Here is a 21,712-nt window from a genome sequence, read left to right on the forward strand (position 1 = left end):
CGCTTCTCAATGCTGCGGGCAAATTATGCGTAGGCTCAAGGTGTTATAAAAACGGTATAACGAGGCGTGTCTTTATACCCTGCACCTCTGTTAAATAATCGTGAAATTAATCACTAATTAAAACTGGCAATAATTATTATGGCCGCTATAAATATAGGGAAGGCGCAAGGATCGCGTGCAAAAAATAAAGATTGGATGCTCAGTTTGTGTGTACTCTGGAGCCTGACGGATGTCGGCAGGCTCTATTTTTTTAATTAATAAACGTTAGTAACCTTATATTTTCTCCGCCATTTAACTCTTAAGGGTTATTTCCTTATTGAAGACTCAAGCTACCACCCTTTCAGGGTATGGTGAGGCGCTTTTTTGTTTGCTAAATTATCGCCGCTATTTAGTGATAAGGACGCCCGATGCTCACCCTGCTTGAAGATAAAATCTCCACCCCGCTTGGCCCGCTGTGGATCATCTGCGATGAGCAGTTTCAGCTGCGCGCCGTCGAGTGGGAAGAACATGATGCCCGGATGGTTGAACTGCTTAATATTCACTATCGTCGTGAAGGGTATCAGCGCGTGGCTTCGCAGAATCCTGGCGGGTTGAGCCAAAAACTGCAGGACTATTTTGACGGCGATCTGGCGGTGATTGATACCCTGCCGACCGCAACGGGCGGAACCCCTTTTCAGCGTGAAGTGTGGCAGATGCTGCGCACCATTCCCTGCGGTCAGGTGATGCATTATGGTCAACTGGCGACCATTCTTGGCCGCGCAGGCGCGGCGCGTGCCGTGGGTGCGGCGAATGGAGCCAATCCAATTAGCATCGTCGTCCCCTGCCATCGCGTGATCGGCAGTAACGGCATGCTCACCGGCTATGCGGGCGGCGTGGCCCGTAAAGAGTGGCTGCTGCGCCATGAACGTTACTTACTATTGTGAGAAAACAGGTCTGTTTAGTATGCATTTCATGTACTTCGCTCGCAAAAGCCTTAGTGAATTGGTGGAAATTCAATAACATGAGACAAAGTAAGTCTTTACCGTTTCGCTCCACTGTTTCATTTATGGTGAATTGACGTTTTGCCAGGCTTACGTGCGCCATAAAAAGATGTTAAAATTGACCAATATCAATTACGGCGTAGAGCAGACCTATGATCCCGGAAAAGCGAATTATTCGACGCATTCAGTCTGGCGGTTGTGCTATCCATTGTCAGGATTGCAGTATCAGCCAGCTTTGCATCCCCTTTACTCTTAATGAGCATGAGCTGGATCAGCTCGACAATATCATTGAGCGTAAAAAGCCCATCCAGAAAGGTCAGACCCTGTTTAAAGCAGGCGATGAGCTGAAATCGCTCTACGCTATCCGTTCTGGCACCATCAAAAGCTATACCATCACCGAACAGGGTGATGAGCAGATCACCGGGTTCCATCTGGCGGGCGATCTGGTGGGCTTTGATGCCATCGGCACCGGTCATCACCCGAGCTTCGCTCAGGCGCTGGAGACCTCAATGGTGTGTGAGATCCCGTTCGAAACGCTGGACGATCTCTCCGGTAAAATGCCGAGCCTGCGCCAGCAGATGATGCGTCTGATGAGCGGTGAGATCAAAGGCGATCAGGATATGATCCTGCTGCTGTCGAAGAAAAACGCGGAAGAGCGCCTGGCGGCGTTTATCTATAACCTCTCCCGTCGTTTTGCGCAGCGTGGTTTCTCGCCGCGTGAATTCCGTCTGACCATGACCCGTGGCGACATCGGCAACTATCTGGGCCTGACCGTTGAGACCATCAGCCGTCTGCTGGGTCGTTTCCAGAAGAGCGGCATGCTGGCGGTGAAAGGGAAATATATCACCATCGAAAATGGCGATCTGCTCTCTGAGCTGGCGGGCCACGCCCGTAACGTTGCCTGAGTTTTACCCCCACCTTTTGCCTTTTTGCCGGGTCATTACATTTTTCTGATTTATTGATCCGGCAAAAGGTTTCCGCTGTTTCATTCAGCTTATATGGGTTATCTTTTACTGTCAGAGAGTGGTGACAGATGTAAGGAGACCCTGTATGGCTAAGTATCAGAATATGTTGGTCGCCATCGATCCTAATCAGGACGATCAACCCGCATTACGACGTGCCGTGTATTTGCATCAACGGATTGGCGGTCGGATCAAAGCATTTTTGCCGATTTATGACTTCTCATACGAGATGACCACCCTTCTGTCCCCCGATGAGCGAACGGCGATGCGCCAGGGCGTTATCAGCCAGCGCACCGCATGGATCCGCGAACAGGCGAAATACTATATCGACGCGGGTGTGCCAATCGACATCAAAGTGGTGTGGCATAACCGTCCTTTCGAAGCGATTATTCAGGAAGTGCTCTCCGGCGGCCACGATCTGCTGCTGAAGATGACCCACCAGCACGACAAACTGGAATCCGTGATTTTCACCCCGACCGACTGGCATCTGCTGCGTAAATGCCCCTGCCCGGTGTGGATGGTCAAAGATCAGCCGTGGCCGGAAGGCGGTCGCGCTGTCGTTGCGGTTAACCTTGCCAGCGAAGAGATCTATCACAACGCGCTGAATGAGAAGCTGGTGAAAGAGACCCAGCATCTGGCTGAGCAGGTCAACCATACTGAAGTGCACCTCGTCGGTGCCTATCCTGTCACCCCCATCAATATTGCGATTGAGCTGCCGGAGTTTGATCCGAGCGTCTATAACGACGCCATTCGCGGCCAGCACCTGCTGGCGATGAAAGCGCTGCGGCAAAAGTTTGGTATCGATGAGAAAATGACCCATGTCGAGAAAGGGTTGCCGGAAGAGGTGATCCCGGATCTGGCGGAACATTTACAGGCCGGTATTGTAGTGCTTGGCACCATTGGCCGCACCGGTATCTCCGCCGCGTTTCTCGGCAATACCGCAGAGCAGGTGATCGATCACCTGCGCTGCGATTTGCTGGTTATCAAACCGGATGATTACCAGTCGCCCGTTGAGCTGGATGACGACGAAGACGACTAAGCAAACAACCCGCCGCAAGGCGGGTTTTTTTATACTGCCGGTTGTTCACTCTGCGGCTCTGCCGACGGCGTTTCTACCGCCAGCCCTCCTTTCACCACCACGCACGGTATCGCCAGCTCAATCCCTTCTGCCGCCAACTGCTCCATGATGCGGATATTGATCTCCTGCTGAATATCCATATAGGTGTTGTAATCCGCAGAATTAACAATGTGCACCACTTCAAAGTTGAGCCGATCGGTACCAAAGCCGAGGAAGTGGGCGCGATCGAAACGCGTATTGCCCACGTCGGTGATGATGTTTTTTACCATCTCGCCCACTTTGCGCAGCTTATCCGGCGGTGTAGTGAGCGCCAGGCCAAAAGTGAAGACGATACGGCGCGTCTGCATACGCTTGTAGTTATGCAGCGTTTGCTGCAACAGAATGGCGTTACCGCAGACAATCTGCTCCCCGCTCAGGCTGCGAATACGGGTAGTTTTGAGACCAATATGCTCAATGGTACCGGCAACGTCGCCGAACACCACAAAGTCGCCGATCTCGAAGGGCTTATCGAAGCCGATGGAGAGCGAGGCAAAAACGTCGCTCAGAATGGTTTGTACCGCCAGCGCAATGGCGATACCGCCTACCCCAAGACTCGCCACCAGCGCGGTAATATTGACGCCGACGTTTGCCAGGATCGACAGCAGCATCATCGTCCAGAGCATCATGCGCAGCAGCAGACCGGCAATCACCATAGTGACCGGGTTTTTGCTGGTATTAGGCGAGTACATCAGGTGGCGCATCCACGACACCACGCCCTGATCAAGCCAGAGCGCGATCTGGATCGCCAGCACTAAAAACCAGGCATGCCCGAGGGTGTTAAAGAGGTGATCGGGAAGGTCGACGAAGCGCAGGCTGAAGAGTAACGCCGCGACAAAAAGCAGGAATCTGCTGGTGCGGCTGAGCATATCCACCACCACATGCTGCAATGTGCCGACGCCGCCCTGCTTTTCACTCCAGCTACGCGCGCCTTTCAGCACCATTTTCAGTAAGTGGGTGAAGAGCCAGTAAACCACCAGCGTCACAATCACCACCGTACCAAGACCAATCCAGAATGAGGGCATCATCAAGATGGATATAAAGTCAAAACGTGACAAAAACGTCATCCTTCCTCCTTATAAAAAGATCAAGCAAGAAGTATAGACGCTCTGACAAGCCTTACTGCGGGCAAAAAAATACCGCTCCGAAGAGCGGTATCGTTAAGCAGTAAACCTTACAGCGCTTTGAGAATGGCATCGACGCTGGCTTTGGCATCGCCAAACAGCATCTGCGTATTCTCTTTAAAGAAGAGCGGGTTCTGCACGCCGGCGTAACCGGTGTTCATCGAACGTTTAAAGACAATCACGTTCTGTGCCTTCCACACTTCCAGCACCGGCATACCGGCGATGGGGCTGCGCGGATCGTCCTGCGCCGCCGGGTTAACGGTGTCGTTGGCACCAATCACCAGCACCGTGTCGGTATCGGCGAAATCATCGTTGATCTCATCCATCTCCAGCACGATGTCATACGGCACTTTCGCTTCCGCCAGCAGCACGTTCATATGGCCCGGCAAACGCCCGGCGACCGGGTGAATACCGAAACGCACTTTCACACCGCGGGCGCGCAGTCTTTCGGTAATTTCCGCTACCGGGTACTGCGCCTGCGCCACCGCCATCCCGTAGCCCGGAGTGATGATCACCGAGTGGGAGTTTTTCAGCAGCTCCGCCGTCTCTTCAGCGTTGATTTCGCGGTGCTCGCCCGCTTCCTCTTCGCTACCGCTGGAGGAGCCGTCGGTGCCAAACCCACCGGCAATCACGCTGATAAAGGAGCGGTTCATCGCCTTACACATAATGTAGGAGAGGATTGCCCCGGACGAACCAACCAGCGCACCGGTGACGATCAGCAGGTCGTTGCTGAGCATAAAGCCCGCCGCCGCCGCCGCCCAACCGGAGTAGGAGTTAAGCATCGAGACCACGACCGGCATATCCGCGCCGCCAATCGACGCCACCAGATGCCAGCCAAATACCAGCGCAATGATGGTCATCAGCAGCAGCGCCAGCACCTGCAGGCCAACGCTTTCGGTACGTACAAACACCAGCAGCAGCACAAAGGAAACCACCAGCGCGGCGAGGTTCATCTTGTGACGATTCGGCAGCATCAGCGGCTTCGAGGAGATTTTCCCACGCAGCTTACCAAATGCCACAATCGACCCGGTGAAGGTGACGGCACCGATAAAGATACCGATAAACACTTCGGTGAGATGAATATTGACCAGCACCGGATCCATACCCGGGTTGTGGTCGAGGTAGCTGTTGAAGCCCACCAGCACCGCCGCCAGGCCAACAAAGCTATGCAGCACTGCGACCAATTCCGGCATTTCGGTCATTTCAACACGCTTCGCCAGACGCATGCCGATTGCGCCACCGATGATCATCGCCAGCAGGATCCAGGCGACATTCCCTGCATCCGGACCAAAGATGGTCGCCACCAGCGCGATCGCCATCCCGGCGATACCGAAGTTGTTACCCTGCTGGGAGGTCTCATGCTTTGAAAGCCCCGCCAGGCTGAAAATAAACAGGATCGCGGCAACAATGTATGCAGCTGTAACTAATCCACCAGACATTTGTTACCCCTTAGTTCTTCCGGAACATTTTCAGCATGCGCTGAGTGACGGTGAAACCACCAAAAATATTGATACTGGCAATCAGCACCGCGATAAAGCTGAAGAAGCTGACCCAGCCGCCGTGCCCCATCTGCAACAACGCCCCGACGACAATAATGCCGGAGATGGCATTGGTGACCGACATCAGCGGCGTATGCAGCGCATGGGAGACGTTCCACACGACGTAGAAACCCACGACGCAGGAGAGCGCAAAAACGGTGAAGTGACCAAGGAACTCTTTCGGTGCGACATCGGCGAGCCAGCCAAACAGCACAATCGCCAGCGCCATCAGCGCATATTTACGCCACGGTGAAGCCGGTGTCGGCTCCTCTTTCGGCGCAGCGGGGGCCGCTTTCGGTGCGGCCTGCGGCTGGGCAGAGACCTGAATCGGCGGTGCCGGCCAGGTCACTTCGCCTTCACGCACTACCGTTACGCCGCGCACCACCACGTCGTCAAAATTAACTACCACGTTGCCATCTTTCTCAACGCAGAGCAGTTTCAGTAGGTTAACCAGGTTGGTGCCATAGAGTTGTGACGACTGGGTCGGCAGGCGGCCCGGGAGATCGGTGTAGCCAATCACTTTGACGCCGTTAGCAGTGGTGGTGACCTGGTTCGGCACGGTATATTCGCAGTTACCGCCATTTTGCGCTGCCAGATCGACAATCACGCTGCCCGGCTGCATGGCGTCAACCATCTCGCGGGTGATCAGTTTCGGCGCCGGTTTGCCCGGAATTAATGCCGTAGTGACGATGATGTCGACCTCTTTCGCTTGCGCAGCAAAGAGCTCCATCTCCGCTTTGATAAAGGCTTCAGACATCACCTTCGCATAGCCGTCGCCGCTGCCCGCTTCCTCTTCAAAATCAAGCTCGAGGAACTCGGCGCCCATACTTTGCACCTGCTCCTTCACTTCCGGGCGGGTATCGAATGCGCGGACAATCGCGCCAAGGCTGTTAGCCGCACCGATGGCGGCCAGCCCAGCAACGCCTGCGCCAATCACCATCACTTTGGCTGGTGGCACTTTACCGGCGGCGGTGATCTGCCCGGTGAAGAAGCGGCCAAACTCGTGGGCGGCTTCAACAATCGCGCGATAACCGGCGATGTTCGCCATCGAGCTCAGCGCATCCAGCGACTGAGCGCGCGAGATGCGCGGAACGGAGTCCATCGCCATCACCGTGACGTTGCGTGCCGCCAGCGTCTCAATCAGCGCCGGGTTTTGCGCAGGCCAGATAAAGCTCACCAGCGTTGTGCCCGGATTGAGCAGTGCAATCTCCTCCTCCAGCGGCGCATTCACTTTCAGGATCACATCCGAATGCCAGACATTATCGCTATCGACAATGGTCGCGCCCGCCTGGGCAAACGCCTCGTCGTCAAAACTTGCCAGCTTGCCCGCGCCGCTCTCAATCGCGACGGTGAAACCCAATTTTAGTAGCTGCTCGACCGTTTTCGGCGTCGCGGCCACGCGGGTTTCATTGGCCAACCTCTCTTTAGGTACACCAATACGCATAGTTTTCCCTTCCATCGGTTTTTAGTTGATGGTTTGTCCGTTTTTCGCGGTGGCTAATTAACGCCGTGCGGAAAATAAAACAGTAACAAACTTTCTATAACCTACTGAAAATAACGCCTGCGATCCACCGTCAGAAAAGCGAAATGCTGCACTAATCCGCGAAAATTAAGCGCTGAAGCGGGCTGACAGGGTTATTTGACTTAAATTAACGTGGAAAGGCTGATATTCCGCTTAAGCGAAGCGGCAAAACATGATTTATCTCCGCCCCACCATCCCTTTTAACATTACATTAACTTTAAAAACTCATAACCTTTATCACTTTTGCTGGTCAAGGGGCTATTTTTTCAACATATCACTAAAGGTTATGGTTTATCCCCCTGGCCGCGCACACTCTGTAAAAAATGACGCAGACAGTCGCGCGGTTTAAATGCAATAATCACCGACGTTTTATTAATAACAACTTATGGTTTGCGCAAGGCGAAGGATTATTTTTATGAAGCTCAAGTACACCCTCCTGGCGTCAGCACTTCTGTCCGCAACCGCGTTTACTGCTAACGCCGCGACAGAGTTAACACCGGAGCAAGCCGCTGCGGTGAAGCCTTACGATCGCATCGTGATTACCGGACGTTTTAACGCGATTGGCGATGCGGTTAACGCCGTCTCCAAACGCGCAGATAAAGAGGGCGCGGCCTCTTTTTATGTTGTTGACACCTCTGATGCCAATAACAGCGGCAACCAGCGCGTCACCGCCGATCTCTATAAAGCTGATGCGGCGAAAGCAGACAAGCCGACCTATCGCGTGATCAATGGCGTAACCGAATATCCAAAAGATAAAGCCATTGCGCTCGAGCCTTACGATACCGTGACGGTGCAGGGTTTCTACCGCACCCAGCCGGAAGTTAACGACGCTATCAGTAAAGCGGCGAAAGCGAAGGGCGCTGATGCGTTCTATATCGTGCGCCAGGTTGATGCCAACCAGGGCGGTAACCAGCTGATTACGGCCTTCATCTATAAAGCCAATGCGAAAAAACGGGTGATTCAGAGCGCAGACGCCATCCCACGCGACTCCGAAGCGGGCCGTGCCGCGCTGGCTAAAGGCGGTGAAGAAGCGAAGCGTGTTGAAATTCCAGGCGTAGCGTCAGATGCCACCGCAGGCGTCGGCGTCGGCCGTTTCTTTGAAACGCAATCCTCTACCGGCGGCCGTTACAGTGTCACGCTTCCGGACGGTAAAAAGATTGAAGAGCTGAATAAAATCACCGCCGCGCAGATGGTGCCTTTCGACAGCGTTAAGTTCACCGGCAACTATGGCAACATGACTGAAATCTCTTATCAGGTCGCCAAACGTGCCGCCGCAAAAGGCGCGAAGTACTATCACATCACGCGTCAGTGGTCTGAAAGCGGCAACAACATGACCATCAGCGCCGACCTCTATAAATAAGGCGTCGCTCAGAGAAAAGGCGGCTTAGAAAGCCGCCTTTTTTTTCAGTTTTATCTCCTTTTTCACAAAATTCCCCTCGCCCTCATTGCATGCCCTGACGACTCTCCGTAAAATTCCGCGCCTTAGTGATATCCACCATATTTATGCGCTCCGGCAAAATAATTATTCTGGATGAGTTGCTTTTTTGACAGGATAACAATGGAAAAGAAACTTGGCCTTAGCGCTTTAACTGCGCTGGTCCTGAGCTCAATGCTTGGTGCGGGCGTCTTCAGCCTGCCGCAAAATATGGCGGAAGTCGCCAGCCCTGCCGCGCTGATTATCGGCTGGCTGATCACCGGCGTCGGCATCATCCTTCTCGCCTTCGCCATGCTGATCCTGACCCGCATCCGCCCGGATCTCGATGGCGGTATCTTCACCTATGCCCGCGAAGGCTTTGGCGAGCTGATTGGTTTCTGCTCCGCCTGGGGCTACTGGCTATGCGCGGTGATCGCAAATGTCTCCTATCTGGTGATCGTCTTCTCCGCCCTCAGTTTCTTCACTGACAGCCCGTCATTGCGGCTGTTTGGCGATGGCAACACCTGGCAATCGATCGTCGGTGCTTCTGCGCTGCTGTGGATTGTTCATGCGCTGGTGCTGCGCGGCGTGCAAACCGCAGCGAGCATCAACCTGGCGGCAACGCTGGCGAAACTGGTCCCGCTCGGGCTGTTTGTCGTGCTGGCGGCGCTGGCCTTCAACCTCAATAAATTCTCCCTCGACTTTAGCGGCGTAGCACTCGGCGTGCCGGTGTGGGAGCAGGTGAAAAACACCATGCTGATCACCCTGTGGGTGTTTATCGGCGTGGAGGGCGCGGTGGTGGTCTCTGCCCGTGCGCGTAATAAACAGGATGTCGGCCGCGCGACGCTGCTGGCGGTGCTGGCGGCACTGACGGTCTATCTGCTGGTAACACTGCTCTCTCTCGGTGTGGTCGCGCGCCCGGAGCTGGCAGAAATGCGTAACCCGTCGATGGCCGGGCTGATGGTGAAACTGCTGGGCAGTTGGGGCGAAGTGGTGATCGCGACGGGATTAATTATCTCCGTGTGCGGTGCCTACCTGAGCTGGACCATTATGGCGGCGGAAGTGCCGCTGCTGGCGGCAACGCATAAAGCCTTCCCGCGTATCTTCGCGCACCAGAACAAACAGAGCGCCCCTGCAGCCTCGCTGTGGCTGACCAACGCCAGCGTGCAGATCTGCCTGGTGCTGATCTGGCTTACCGGCTCGGATTACAACACTCTGCTGACCATTGCCTCAGAGATGATCCTCGTGCCCTACCTGCTGGTTGGCGCTTTCCTGCTGAAAATCGCGCGTCGTCCGCTGCACCGGATGGTCGCCGTTGGGGCTTGCCTCTACGGTTTATGGCTGCTCTACGCCTCCGGCCCGATGCACCTGCTGCTCTCAGTGGTGCTTTATGCCCCAGGTCTGCTGGTCTTTATCTACGCCCGCAGCACCCATAACGACACCATCTCGCTGATGCAGCGCGAAAAAGTCCTGATTTTCCTGCTGCTGGTTGCCGCCCTGCCCGCCACCTGGATGCTGGTGCGCTGAGATCAGTGCAGGCGACTCCAGCAGTAGATTAACAGCCAGGCGCTGAGGCTCCAGCAGATCACCGCACAGCCCAGCGCCGGCCCTACCCGCATAAACGCGGTGAAGTACCAGAGCGAAAGAAGATAGAGGAAGTAAGGGATGATCGCCCACATGCCAAAGATAATGGTGGTGCGCAGCGCCTCGACACCGCGCTCGGTGGCGACAATATAGTGCGCAATCATCGCAAAGGTAGGAAAGAGCGGGATTAACCCGGCTATATAGTAGTTTTTTGTTTTCGCCAGCAGACCAATCAGCACCACCACCAGCGCGCCAATCGCCGCTTTCATCAGCAATCCCATCATTTTTCCTGTTAACACTTCAACAACATAGGCCGCCAGCATAGCGGAAGCGCGTTCGTTTAGAAAAGAGTAATGGCAGGTTCTATCAAGGCGGTGTATGTTGACGTTTTTGCTCATTATGATGGCTTATGAATAAGATCGTTTTTGTAGAAGACGACCCGGATGTGGGTGCACTGATTGCCGCATACCTTGGCAAGCACGATATGGATGTGATTGTCGAGCCGAGAGGCGATCGCGCGGAAGAGGTGATCGCGCGGGAGAACCCGGAGCTGGTGCTGCTCGATATTATGCTGCCAGGCAAAGATGGCATGACCCTGTGTCGCGATCTGCGCAAACAGTGGAACGGGCCAATTGTGCTGCTGACCTCCCTTGATAGCGATATGAACCATATCCTGTCGCTGGAGATGGGCGCTAACGACTATATTCTGAAAACCACCCCGCCCGCCGTGCTGCTGGCGCGACTGCGGCTCCATCTACGCCAGCGCAGCGCAGCAGCCGCCGAGCCTGCGGTGCCGTCGCTGAAACAGCATAAAACCATTACCTTCGGCACACTGTCGATTGACCCCGTTAACCGCCAGGTGCTGCTGGCAGGCGTTGAGGTGGCGCTCTCAACCGCTGACTTTGATCTGCTGTGGGAGCTTGCCACCCACGCGGGGCAGATTATGGATCGTGATGCGCTGCTTAAAAACCTGCGCGGCGTAAGCTACGACGGAATGGATCGCAGTGTTGATGTGGCGATTTCGCGCCTGCGTAAAAAGCTGCTCGACAGCGCCACTGAGCCCTATCGTATTAAAACCGTCCGTAACAAAGGCTATCTGTTTGCTCCCCATGCGTGGGACAACTGAAATCCGTAACCAGGTGTCACGATGAAAAAGCTGTTCGTCCAGTTTTACCTTCTGCTGTTCGTCTGCTTTCTGGTGATGACGATGCTGGTCGGTCTGGTCTACAAATTTACCGCCGAGCGCGCCGGCCGCCAGTCGCTTGATGACCTGATGAAAAGCTCGCTCTATCTAATGCGTAGCGAACTGCGCGAAATCCCGCCCCACGAGTGGGCAAAGACCTTAAAAGAGCTGGATCTTAATCTCTCGTTCGATTTGCAGGTCGAGCCGATGAACAAGTTCAAGCTCGATCCGGCGGCTGCCCAGCGTCTGCGCGAGGGCGATATTGTCGCGATTGATTCGGAATACACTTTTATCCAGCGCATCCCGCGCAGCCACTATGTGCTGGCGGTCGGCCCGGTGCCCTATCTCTTTTTCCTGCATGAAACGCGGCTGCTGGATATGGGGTTAATGGCGTTGATTGCCATCTCGCTGGCCTTCCCGGTCTTTATCTGGATGCGGCCGCACTGGCAGGAGATGCTGCGGCTGGAGTCTGCCGCACAGCGCTTCGGCGAAGGCCATCTTGAGGAGCGCATCCACTTTGATAGCGCCTCCAGTTTCGAACGGCTCGGCATCGCTTTTAACCAGATGGCGGACAATATCAACGCCTTAATCGCCAGTAAAAAACAGCTGATTGACGGCATCGCCCATGAGTTGCGCACCCCGCTGGTCAGGCTGCGTTACCGGCTGGAGATGAGCGATAACCTCAGCGAGGCCGAGCACACTGCGCTGAACCGCGATATCGGGCAACTGGAGGGGTTGATTGAGGAGTTGCTGACTTATGCCCGCCTCGATCGCCCACAGACCGAGTTGCAGCTGACGACACCGGATCTGCCCGCCTGGTTTAGCAGTTATCTCGACGATGCGCGCAGCATGAACCCGCAGCACAGCTTACTGCTCGACTGCCAGGCAGGCGATGAATATGGCGCGCTCGATATGCGCCTGATGGAGCGCGTGCTGGATAATCTGGTCAACAATGCCCTGCGCTACAGCGAAGGGACGATTAAGGTGACGTTGCAGCGTCAGGGATCGCTTGCCAGCATGACGGTGGAAGATGATGGCCCAGGTATTGCGCCGGCTGAACGGGAGCGTATTTTCGAACCCTTTGTGCGCCTCGATCCGAGCCGCGATCGCGCCACAGGCGGCTGCGGCTTAGGGCTGGCGATTGTCCACTCCATCGCCCAAGCCTTTGGCGGCAGCGTCAGCTGCGGCGAGAGCGAGCTTGGCGGCGCGAAATTTACCTTCCAGTGGCCGATCTACCATAACCTTCCGCTTCCTGTTTAACCCTTAAACGCACAGTGGCTAATGCCCGGCTCCTGTGCTATAAACCATGAGTATGTTGTAACTACAGGAGTGCACAATGGCCGCGTTAGACCTGATTGACCGCCTGAACAGCACCTTTCGCCAGCTGGAGCGAGAGCTGGCGACGCTGAAGGCTGAACTGAGCGAGTGCCGCCTGATGGTCGCCCGCGTCTTTACCCTGCCGGAGATTGCCAAAGGGGCCGAGCACGATCCGCTCCCGACCATCGCGGTGAAGCAGCATATCGGCAAAGCGGCGGCCAGCCTCGCGCTCAACCACTACACCCACCTCTTTATTCAGCAGCAGTCGGAAAACCGCAGCAGTAAAGCCGCCGTGCGGCTGCCGGGCGTGGTCTGTTATCAGGCAAGTGACGCGATGTTGCAGGCGCTGGAGGCGCGCATTAACACGATTAATTCGCTCAAGCAGGCGTTTGAAAAGATCGTCACGGTTGAATCCGGCCTGGCGCCCACGGCCCGCTTCGAGTGGGTGCATCGCCATCTGCCGGGGCTGATTACCCTCAATGCTTACCGCACATTAACACTGCTGCGCGCACCGGCGACCATCCGTTTCGGCTGGGCTAATAAGCACATTATTAAAAATTTCACCCGCGATGAGGTGCTGGCGCAGCTGGAGAAGAGCCTGAAATCACCGCGCGCGGTGGCAGGCTGGAGCAGAGATGAGTGGCTGGCGCGCGTTCAGCAGGAGTACAACGATGTCGCCGCCCTGCCGCAAAAAGCGCGATTGAAGATCAAACGCCCGGTGAAGGTACAACCTATCGCCCGCGTCTGGTACGCCGGCTCGCAAAAACAGGTGCAGCACGCCTGCCCGACGCCGATTATCACGCTGATATCGGAGGAGAATGGCGGCGCGGTGCCGGACGTCGGCGAACTGCTGGACTACAACGCCGATAACATTCAGCACCGCTACAAACCGCAGGCGCAGCCGTTAACGCCAATCATTCCCCGGCTGCACCTCTACGTGGCGGATTAGGCAGGCTTCATGCTGCCGACCATCGATTCCGGCCGCACCCAGCTGTCAAACTCGGCTTCCGTCAGGTAGCCGAGCGCCAGCGCCGAGGCTTTCAGCGTCAGCCCCTCTTTATGCGCCTTCTTGGCAATCTCCGCCGCTTTGTCATAGCCAATATGGGTATTGAGGGCAGTCACCAGCATCAGCGACTCATTCAGCAACTGATCGATTCGCTCCCGGTTTGGCTCAATGCCAACCGCACAGTGCTCATTGAAGCTCTCCATGCCATCCGCCAGCAGGCGAATCGACTGCAGGAAGTTATGGATCACCATCGGGCGGAAGACGTTAAGCTCGAAGTTACCCGACGCGCCGCCCATATTCACCGCCACGTCATTGCCCAGCACCTGGCAGCAGAGCATGGTCATCGCTTCGCACTGGGTCGGGTTAACTTTGCCCGGCATGATGGAGCTGCCCGGCTCGTTTTCCGGGATCGAAATTTCGCCAATGCCGCAGCGCGGGCCGGAGGCGAGCCAGCGCACGTCGTTGGCGATTTTCATCAGCGACGCGGCAAGCCCTTTTAACGCGCCGTGGGCATGCACCAGCGCATCGCAGGTCGCCAGCGCTTCAAACTTGTTCGGCGCGGTAATGAACGGCTGCTGCGTAAAGCTTGCCAGCTCTTTTGCCACCCGTTCAGCATATTCCGGATGGGTATTCAGCCCGGTACCTACCGCGGTGCCGCCGAGCGCCAGTTCGCCGAGATGCGGCAGGCTCTGTTCGATATGTTTAAGATTATGCTCAAGCATCGCTACCCAGCCGGAGATCTCCTGGCCGAGGGTCAGCGGCGTTGCATCCTGCAGATGGGTACGGCCAATTTTGACGATATCGGCAAAGGCGGTGGCCTTTTCACTGAGGGTCTTTTTCAGCACCTGAAGCTGCGGGATAAGCTGCTCGCGCACGCCAATCACCGCCGCGACGTGCATCGCCGTCGGGAAGACATCGTTGGAGCTCTGGCTCTTGTTGACGTCATCATTGGGGTGAATTTTACGCGCCATACCGCGCTCGCCGCCGAGGATCTCGCTGGCGCGGTTTGCCAGCACCTCATTTATGTTCATGTTGCTTTGGGTGCCCGATCCGGTCTGCCAGATCGCCAGCGGAAACTCGTCAGGGTGTTTTCCGGCCAGCACCTCATCGGCCGCCGCCATAATCGCGCGCGCCTTCTCTTCCGGCAGCAGCCCCAGATCCTGGTTCACTTTAGCCGCCGCGCGTTTGGTCAGCGCCAGGGCGTGGATCAGCGAGACCGGCATCTTCTCTGTTGAGATACGGAAATGCTCAAGCGACCGCTGGGTCTGCGCGCCCCACAGCTTATCTGCCGGGACGTCAATCGCGCCCATCGAATCTTTCTCACTGCGATGCGTTGTCATTACTCTCTCCTTGGGTACAAAGTGATAGGGTTTTCGACTGGCTCACTTGCAAACAGGTAAAAGTATTGATGCTTTTTAGAATGTTGTTGTGAAGTTCGTGCTTTATAACGGCCAAAACGGGGAAAAAGCCGCCCCGCAGGGCGGCAGGGACTATTTCAGGCAGCTGGCGCACTGGCCAGACTGGATCTGCTGGAAGAAGTCATTGCCTTTGTCATCCACGAGGATAAACGCCGGGAAATCCTCCACCTCAATTTTCCAGATAGCCTCCATACCCAGCTCCGGGTAGGCTACGCACTCGAGATGTTTAATGCTGTTCTGCGCGAGGATCGCCGCCGGGCCACCGATGCTGCCAAGGTAGAAACCACCGTGTTTCGCGCAGGCGTCCGTTACCTGTTTGCTGCGGTTGCCCTTCGCCAGCATAATCATGCTGCCACCCTGGGATTGCAGCTGATCGACGTAGGAGTCCATACGCCCGGCAGTGGTTGGGCCGAGCGATCCCGACGCGTACCCTTCCGGCGTTTTCGCCGGTCCGGCGTAGTAGATCGGGTGATCTTTTACGTACTGCGGCAGATGCTCACCGCTGTCCATCAGCTCTTTCAGTTTGGCGTGGGCAATGTCGCGGGCGACGATAATCGTCCCGGTGAGCGACAGGCGTGTAGAGACCGGATAGCGCGACAGTTGAGCCAGGATCTCGCTCATCGGGCGGTTAAGATCGACTTTTACCGCCTCGCCCTCGCCCGCCTGGCGCAGAGCTTCCGGGATGTATTTGCCAGGATTCTGCTCAAGGCGCTCAAGCCAGATGCCGTCGCGGGTAATTTTGCCTTTAATATTGCGGTCTGCGGAGCACGACACGCCCATGCCGACCGGGCAGGATGCGCCGTGGCGTGGGAGACGGATCACGCGGATATCATGGGCGAAGTATTTGCCGCCGAACTGCGCGCCGAGGCCGAGGTTGCGTGCTTCCTGCAGTAACTCCTGCTCAAGCTGCACGTCGCGAAACGCCTGGCCGTGCTCGTTACCCTGGGTCGGTAGCGCGTCATAATATTTGGTCGAAGCCAGTTTCACGGTCTTCAGCGTCGCTTCCGCAGAGGTCCCGCCAATGACAAAAGCGATGTGGTACGGCGGGCAGGCCGCGGTGCCGAGGGTACGCATTTTTTCTACCAGATAGTTTTTCAGCTTCGCCGGGGTGATCAGCGCTTTTGTCTCCTGGTAGAGATAGGTTTTGTTTGCCGAGCCGCCGCCTTTGGCGATAAACAGGAATTTATACGCCTCGCCGTCCACGCTGTAGAGATCGATCTGCGCAGGCAAGTTGGTGCCGGTGTTGACCTCTTTATACATATCCAGCGGCGCGTTTTGCGAGTAGCGCAGGTTATCTTCGGTATAGGTGTTGTAAACGCCCTGCGCCAGTGCGGCTTCATCGCCGCCGCCGGTCCAGACGCGCTGCCCCTTTTTACCCATGATGATCGCCGTGCCGGTATCCTGGCAGGTCGGCAGAATGCCTTTAGCGGCGATTTCCGAGTTGCGCAGGAACTGCAGTGCGACATATTTATCGTTCTCGCTCGCCTCCGGATCGCTCAGGATATCGGCAACCTGCTGCTGATGCGCCGGGCGCAGGAGAAACGACGCATCATGGAAGGCATGCTGTGCCAGCAGCGTCAGCGCCTGCGGATCGACTTTGAGAATATCCTGCCCCTCAAACTGGGCAACGGAGACGTGGTCGCGGCTTAGCAGATAGTATTCGGTGTCATCCTCTCCGAGGGGGAAAGGATCCTGATAACAGAAGGGTTTGTTCGACATTGTTCTCTCACTTACGGCAAGATTTGGTTATTGTTCAGGCAGGAGATCCCTCAGCCTGTGTTAAAGCGAGTCGCCATATCCTACACAAATTTTTAACAAAAACTGAGACTAGTACGACTTTTTACCCTCACTGATTACTTCCGCCGGGTTTGTTGCTTTAATGGCGCGATAATTTTCCTAATCAAAAAAGGGCTTGATAATGCAAAAACTCATCAACTCCGTGCAGAACTATGCCTGGGGTAGTAAAAGTGCGTTAACGGAACTCTACGGCATCGCCAATCCGGATAATCTGCCAATGGCCGAGTTATGGATGGGTGCCCACCCGAAGAGCAGCTCAAAAGTGCAGGACGAACAGGGGCAAACCCGCGCGCTGCGCGAGGTGATTGAGGCCGATAAGCGCCGCCTGCTCGGCGATGCCGTGGCTGAACGCTTTGGCGAACTGCCGTTCCTGTTTAAAGTGCTCTGCGCTGACCAACCGCTCTCAATCCAGGTTCACCCGAACAAGAAAAACTCAGAGCTGGGCTTTGCGAAGGAGAACGCGGCTGGTATCCCGCTGGATGCCGCCGAGCGCAACTACAAAGATCCTAACCACAAGCCGGAACTGGTCTTTGCCCTCACCCCTTTCCTGGCGATGAACGCGTTCCGCGAGTTCTCTGAGATCGTCTCCCTGCTGCAACCTGTCGCCGGGGCACATCCCGCCATCGCCCACTTCCTGCAGGCACCCGGTGCCGAGCGCCTGAGCGAGCTTTTTGCCGCGCTGCTCAATATGCAGAACGAAGAGAAGTCCCGCGCGCTGGCGGTGCTGAAATCGGTGCTTGATAAAGAGCATGGCGAGCCGTGGAACACCATCCGCACCATCGCCGAATTCTACCCGGACGACAGCGGCCTCTTCTCACCGCTGCTGCTTAACGTGGTTAAACTTAACCCCGGCGAAGCGATGTTCCTGTTCGCGGAAACCCCGCACGCTTACCTGCAGGGCGTGGCGCTGGAGGTGATGGCCAACTCGGATAACGTGCTGCGCGCCGGGTTGACGCCGAAATATATTGATATCCCGGAACTGGTAGCGAACGTCAAATTCACGCCGAAAGCGGCAGATGATCTGCTGACGCAGCCGGTTCGTGACGATGCCGCCCTCGATTTCCCGATCCCGGTCGCTGACTTTGCCTTCTCGCTGCACGATCTCTCCACCCACGAAACGCCGCTGGCGCAGCAGAGCGCGGCGATTATCTTCTGTGTCGAAGGTGAAGCGGTGCTCAGCAAAGGTGAACAAACGCTGGTGCTGAAAGCGGGTGAATCGGCGTTTATCGGCGCGGATGAGTCGCCGGTCGCCGCGAGCGGCACCGGACGGGTGGCACGCGTGTTTAATAAAATCGACTAAGTTACTGAAGTTTTAAGCAACTATTGCTAAGCTTTAGCGAACTTCATTGACAGTCCAGGCGGTTTACACCGCCTGGTTTCTTTTTCAGGGATAAGCGCTATGAAAAAAACGTTGGTTGCCGCCGGGGTTATTGTTGCATTAGGTGTCGTCTGGGCAGGCGGAGCCTGGTATACCGGGAAACAGCTGGAAGGTCGTCTGGGCGAGATGGTGAGCCAGGCAAATGCCCAGATCAAACGCAGCGCGCCGGACGCCAATGTTGAGCTTTCGGCGCAGGATTACAAACGCAGCCTCTTCTCCAGTACCTTCACCCTGCAGGTCAAGCCGATTGCCGGCACCACCAGCCCGTGGCTGAAGCCGGGTCAGAGCGTGGTTCTGCATGAAAATGTCGATCACGGCCCCTTCCCGCTGGCACAGCTAAAATCCTTCAGCCTGACGCCGGCAATGGCCTCGGTCCATACGCAGCTGGTCAATAATGACGTCACCAAAGCGCTGTTTGAGATGGCGAAAGGTGAGTCGCCGTTCGTCGCCGAAACGCGTATTGGCTACGCCGGTGATACCCGCAGCGACATCAACCTGCGCGCGCTGAATTTCGAAAAAGAGGGTGAGAAAGTCGCTTTCGGCGGCGGTAATTTCCGCGTCAGCGCTGATAAAGAGGGTAATGCGGTCGCGGTGAGCGGCGAAGCGCAAAGCGGCCTGGTCGATACGGTTAACGAGTTTGGCCAGAAAGTGCAGCTCTCCTTTAATAACTTCAAAACCGATGGCTCCAGTGAAATCAGCGCCTTTAATGAGCGCACCGGCAGCCAGAAGATGAGCCTTGATAAACTTGCTATCTCTATTGAAAACAAAGAGATGGCGATTCTTGAAGGGATGGAGCTTACGGCGAAATCGGACGTGGCGGATGATAAGAAAAATATCAACAGCCAGGTCGATTACACCCTCAACAGCCTGAAAGTTCAGGGCCAGGATCTCGGCAACGGCAAACTGACGCTGAAAGTCGGCCAGGTTGATGGCAACGCCTGGCATCAGGCCACGCAGCAGTATGATGCGCAGATCCGCGCGCTGATGGCGCAGCCTGATATCGCCCAGAATCCTGAGCTGTACCAGCAGAAAGCGACCGAAGCGTTTCTCAGTGTCGTACCGCTGCTGTTGAAAGGCGAGCCGGTGATTACCGTTGCCCCGCTGAGCTGGAAAAATGCGAAAGGCGAATCGACCTTTAACCTCTCGCTGTTCCTGAAAGATCCGGCAAAAACCGCTGACGCACCGCAGACGCTGGCTCAGCAGGTCGATCGCAATGTGAAATCTCTCGACGGCAAGCTCTCCATTCCGGTGGATATGGCGACCGAACTGATGACCCAGGTGGCGAAGCTGCAAGGGTATCAGCAAGAGGATGCGGCGAAACTGGCTAACCAGCAGGTGAAAGGCCTGGCGGCAATGGGCCAGATGTTCCGCATCACTACCCTTGAGAACAACACCATTCTCACCAGCCTGCAGTATGCCAACGGCCAGGTGACGCTGAACGGCGAGAAGATGCCGCTGGAGCAGTTTGTCGGCATGTTTGGCCTGCCGTCACTGCAGCCAGCCGTGCCGGGTGAGGCGGTTCCTCCCGCTCCGCCGGCAATCCCGCAGCAGTAAGCAAAATGCCCCTCACATGAGGGGCATTTTTTGGCTTTCCCCCTGGAAGATATATCCTCCGTAAGCCCCTTTTCCCTTCCCTATCTATTTCTTTCAGTTATTATTAGCCAGCAAAATTCGGGGCTGCTGAATGCTTTGTAGCGCGAGGCTGATAACCGAATCAGTCCGTTGATGCAAAATCATTCTTTTGGCATTTAGCCCGTTGAAGAGAGGACAGTCGTGAAAGGTTTCCAGGGTAAAGGTCCGGATGAGAGTGCGTTCTTCCCGCCGGGTTGCACGCCCTCGCAAGAGGAGTTGTTAGGCGAAATCGTGATCGAGCTTTTGCGTGAAAAAGGCCAGGTCAGCCGACAGAGTCTCTGTATCAAACTGGCAGCGCGTCTCGATAACGCCAACGATCCGTTAACAGAAGCGCGCTATGGCGATCTGCTGAAGCTGATTTTCACCAGAAAAATGGGCTCGTCATTTCCATAATTTTAATGAATGCGCTATAACGTTCAGCATAACGTTACTAAGATGCATGACCGGGAAACCTTTGTACGGTGCAGCAAATGTGTGAGGCAGAATGAGTAAAAATGAGTCAGATAAGCTTGTAGATACGGTAATGGGCGAGGCGGTACTGGCCCTGCTTGATTCAGATGATGATGTCTCTTTCGATGCGCTGATTGGGCAACTGCAAGAGTCCCTGATGAGCGAAGCCGACAGCACACGACGCGAAGCGCTGCAAAGTGCGATCAGCGGTATTCACCACTATAAAACCCAGCCGGCCTCACGCGGGCGCAAAAGCAGTTTACAGGTCAGCCGCTTAAAGAGCCGGTTGCCTTTATCAGGCCCGGGCATCGATAACAAAGCCCGCAAGCACTGATTTTCCAGCAGCAACTCGTCATCAGGTCTGGCGTTCCCTACCGGACCCTTACTTTTCACCCTTCTATTCAGACTTGCTTCGCATGTTCCGACGAATGCACAGTGGATTTGATCTGGCCGGCGTGCCTGGAAGAGAGAATCAACAGTGCAACAAGGGAGAGTCATTGAACGACGATGTGCAAGTTGAACCTGAAGAGATCCATGAGGTCATCGGCATAGCCGCTACCTACCTTATGCACTCTCAACGGCCTGTGAAACCCAGCAACCTTGTAATGGTGCTGCGTGCACAGAGCAGTATAACCACCGACCCCAGACAGAAGCGCGTGCTTGATGCCGCCCGGCAGCTCATCCTCGAACGGGTAACCTACTCCGCCTGACTGGCGTAAAAAACGCCTTCGTCCTCAATGAAGGCGTCTTCATTGATCAATCGTGCCGTTTTACATATCGTCCGGCGTTTTCTGCACTACCCGCTCTAAGGCGCGGCGATAAATCTCCAGCGTGGTGGGATCGTCTTCCGTTTCCAGCAGCCCAACCAGCGCGAGGATGAGATGTTTATGGGTGACATCACGCTGTTGCAAACGCAGGTTAGCAAGGATCGTGCTAATAACCTGCCTTTCAGCCTCATTATCACCGGCACTCGCGCCAAAATAAGCGTTGAGCTGCTCTTCTGTGGTTGTCGTCTGCATAGTCATCCTGAATAGAGATACCAATAGCGGGCCTCCGCATCATGGCTGGAGGATCTTAATTTCGCCCCTAAAAATAGTCGCGGTTTTCGGCCTTCGCAACCGGGTATATGAAATTTTCTCATCCATTTAGTAAAGCTGGAAAACAGCTCGCAAATCCCCCTCTATCTAGTTGAATTCCTAATTAAGATCGTCAGGATGATTAGCGGTGCCGCCAGCGGCAGAAAGCTGATAAAACCCTATACGCAGAGTCAGGAAGCCTGCCGTTCGCTTACTT

Annotated in this window: 20 protein-coding genes; 13 read left to right on the forward strand and 7 right to left on the reverse strand. The window is 55.5% G+C overall.

Going from position 1 to position 21,712, the window contains the following annotated elements; all coding sequences use genetic code 11:
- Positions 1 to 407 precede the first annotated feature (407 nt).
- From ogt to uspE, 3 genes are all read left to right on the forward strand, one after another.
- The gene (ogt, locus tag ABIC80_RS06830) at positions 408 to 923 is read left to right on the forward strand and encodes a methylated-DNA--[protein]-cysteine S-methyltransferase (protein WP_094419979.1); all 516 of its coding nucleotides are present in this window, start codon (positions 408 to 410) and stop codon (positions 921 to 923) included.
- 209 nt (positions 924 to 1,132) lie between these two features.
- Positions 1,133 to 1,885, forward strand: coding sequence for a fumarate/nitrate reduction transcriptional regulator Fnr (fnr, locus tag ABIC80_RS06835; RefSeq protein ID WP_023481718.1), 753 nt, complete (start codon positions 1,133 to 1,135; stop codon positions 1,883 to 1,885).
- Between the two features lie 145 nt (positions 1,886 to 2,030).
- Positions 2,031 to 2,981: a universal stress protein UspE gene (uspE, locus tag ABIC80_RS06840; RefSeq protein WP_094419980.1), complete on the forward strand. Its 951-nt coding sequence runs from the start codon at positions 2,031 to 2,033 to the stop codon at positions 2,979 to 2,981.
- Positions 2,982 to 3,010: 29 nt separating this feature from the next.
- Here the strand turns inward: uspE and ABIC80_RS06845 are convergent, their stop codons facing one another.
- From ABIC80_RS06845 to pntA, 3 genes are all read right to left on the reverse strand, one after another.
- Positions 3,011 to 4,123 (reverse strand): mechanosensitive ion channel family protein, encoded by a 1,113-nt coding sequence (locus ABIC80_RS06845; RefSeq protein WP_200579505.1) that lies wholly within the window; start codon positions 4,121 to 4,123, stop codon positions 3,011 to 3,013.
- A gap of 107 nt (positions 4,124 to 4,230) precedes the next feature.
- Positions 4,231 to 5,619 (reverse strand): Re/Si-specific NAD(P)(+) transhydrogenase subunit beta, encoded by a 1,389-nt coding sequence (gene pntB, locus ABIC80_RS06850; protein WP_094419982.1) that lies wholly within the window; start codon positions 5,617 to 5,619, stop codon positions 4,231 to 4,233.
- Between the two features lie 10 nt (positions 5,620 to 5,629).
- Positions 5,630 to 7,162 carry a Re/Si-specific NAD(P)(+) transhydrogenase subunit alpha gene (gene pntA / locus ABIC80_RS06855; protein ID WP_094419983.1) on the reverse strand — a complete coding sequence of 511 codons (1,533 nt, stop codon included), beginning with the start codon at positions 7,160 to 7,162 and terminating at the stop codon, positions 5,630 to 5,632.
- A gap of 493 nt (positions 7,163 to 7,655) precedes the next feature.
- Here pntA and ydgH point away from each other — a divergent pair, with 493 nt between their 5' ends.
- Both ydgH and ABIC80_RS06865 read left to right on the forward strand, forming a co-directional pair.
- Positions 7,656 to 8,600, forward strand: coding sequence for a DUF1471 family protein YdgH (ydgH, locus tag ABIC80_RS06860; RefSeq protein WP_023481762.1), 945 nt, complete (start codon positions 7,656 to 7,658; stop codon positions 8,598 to 8,600).
- 198 nt (positions 8,601 to 8,798) lie between these two features.
- Positions 8,799 to 10,181: an amino acid permease gene (locus ABIC80_RS06865; RefSeq protein ID WP_429176210.1), complete on the forward strand. Its 1,383-nt coding sequence runs from the start codon at positions 8,799 to 8,801 to the stop codon at positions 10,179 to 10,181.
- Between the two features lie 2 nt (positions 10,182 to 10,183).
- On the opposite strand, the gene ABIC80_RS06870 is transcribed toward ABIC80_RS06865, so the two are convergent.
- A complete protein-coding gene (locus tag ABIC80_RS06870) occupies positions 10,184 to 10,519 on the reverse strand; it encodes a GlpM family protein (protein WP_023481682.1) in 336 nt (111 codons plus the stop codon).
- 128 nt (positions 10,520 to 10,647) lie between these two features.
- Here ABIC80_RS06870 and rstA point away from each other — a divergent pair, with 128 nt between their 5' ends.
- From rstA to tus, 3 genes are all read left to right on the forward strand, one after another.
- Positions 10,648 to 11,364, forward strand: coding sequence for a two-component system response regulator RstA (gene rstA / locus ABIC80_RS06875; RefSeq protein WP_054803870.1), 717 nt, complete (start codon positions 10,648 to 10,650; stop codon positions 11,362 to 11,364).
- Positions 11,365 to 11,385: 21 nt separating this feature from the next.
- Positions 11,386 to 12,681 (forward strand): two-component system sensor histidine kinase RstB, encoded by a 1,296-nt coding sequence (gene rstB / locus ABIC80_RS06880; RefSeq protein WP_288877774.1) that lies wholly within the window; start codon positions 11,386 to 11,388, stop codon positions 12,679 to 12,681.
- A gap of 76 nt (positions 12,682 to 12,757) precedes the next feature.
- Positions 12,758 to 13,687 carry a DNA replication terminus site-binding protein gene (gene tus, locus ABIC80_RS06885; protein ID WP_263752347.1) on the forward strand — a complete coding sequence of 310 codons (930 nt, stop codon included), beginning with the start codon at positions 12,758 to 12,760 and terminating at the stop codon, positions 13,685 to 13,687.
- Here the strand turns inward: tus and fumC are convergent.
- Together fumC and fumA are read right to left on the reverse strand one after the other, a co-directional pair.
- A complete protein-coding gene (gene fumC, locus ABIC80_RS06890) occupies positions 13,684 to 15,084 on the reverse strand; it encodes a class II fumarate hydratase (RefSeq protein WP_200133095.1) in 1,401 nt (466 codons plus the stop codon). The two genes, tus and fumC, sit on opposite strands and share 4 nt — an antisense overlap.
- Positions 15,085 to 15,234: 150 nt before the next feature.
- Positions 15,235 to 16,881 carry a class I fumarate hydratase FumA gene (gene fumA, locus ABIC80_RS06895; protein ID WP_263752349.1) on the reverse strand — a complete coding sequence of 549 codons (1,647 nt, stop codon included), beginning with the start codon at positions 16,879 to 16,881 and terminating at the stop codon, positions 15,235 to 15,237.
- 199 nt (positions 16,882 to 17,080) lie between these two features.
- Here fumA and manA point away from each other — a divergent pair, with 199 nt between their 5' ends.
- From manA to ABIC80_RS06920, 5 genes are all read left to right on the forward strand, one after another.
- The gene (gene manA / locus ABIC80_RS06900) at positions 17,081 to 18,259 is read left to right on the forward strand and encodes a mannose-6-phosphate isomerase (RefSeq protein ID WP_312277112.1); all 1,179 of its coding nucleotides are present in this window, start codon (positions 17,081 to 17,083) and stop codon (positions 18,257 to 18,259) included.
- 99 nt (positions 18,260 to 18,358) lie between these two features.
- Positions 18,359 to 19,891: a YdgA family protein gene (locus tag ABIC80_RS06905; protein WP_042715267.1), complete on the forward strand. Its 1,533-nt coding sequence runs from the start codon at positions 18,359 to 18,361 to the stop codon at positions 19,889 to 19,891.
- Positions 19,892 to 20,110: 219 nt separating this feature from the next.
- Positions 20,111 to 20,362, forward strand: a complete 252-nt coding sequence (locus ABIC80_RS06910; RefSeq protein WP_054803867.1) for a hypothetical protein — start codon at positions 20,111 to 20,113, stop codon at positions 20,360 to 20,362.
- Positions 20,363 to 20,453: 91 nt separating this feature from the next.
- On the forward strand, positions 20,454 to 20,753 hold the full coding sequence (locus tag ABIC80_RS06915) for a hypothetical protein (protein WP_148285641.1): 300 nt from the start codon (positions 20,454 to 20,456) through the stop codon (positions 20,751 to 20,753).
- 163 nt (positions 20,754 to 20,916) lie between these two features.
- Complete coding sequence (locus ABIC80_RS06920) at positions 20,917 to 21,129, forward strand: hypothetical protein (protein WP_148285640.1); 213 nt, start codon at positions 20,917 to 20,919, stop codon at positions 21,127 to 21,129.
- Between the two features lie 60 nt (positions 21,130 to 21,189).
- Here ABIC80_RS06920 and ABIC80_RS06925 read toward each other — a convergent pair whose 3' ends face one another.
- Complete coding sequence (locus ABIC80_RS06925; protein WP_429176212.1) at positions 21,190 to 21,438, reverse strand: biofilm development regulator YmgB/AriR family protein; 249 nt, start codon at positions 21,436 to 21,438, stop codon at positions 21,190 to 21,192.
- Between the last annotated feature and the right edge of the window lie 274 nt (positions 21,439 to 21,712).

Source organism: Kosakonia sp. 1610 (assembly GCF_050435845.1).
Taxonomy (GTDB): Bacteria; Pseudomonadota; Gammaproteobacteria; order Enterobacterales; family Enterobacteriaceae; genus Kosakonia; species Kosakonia cowanii.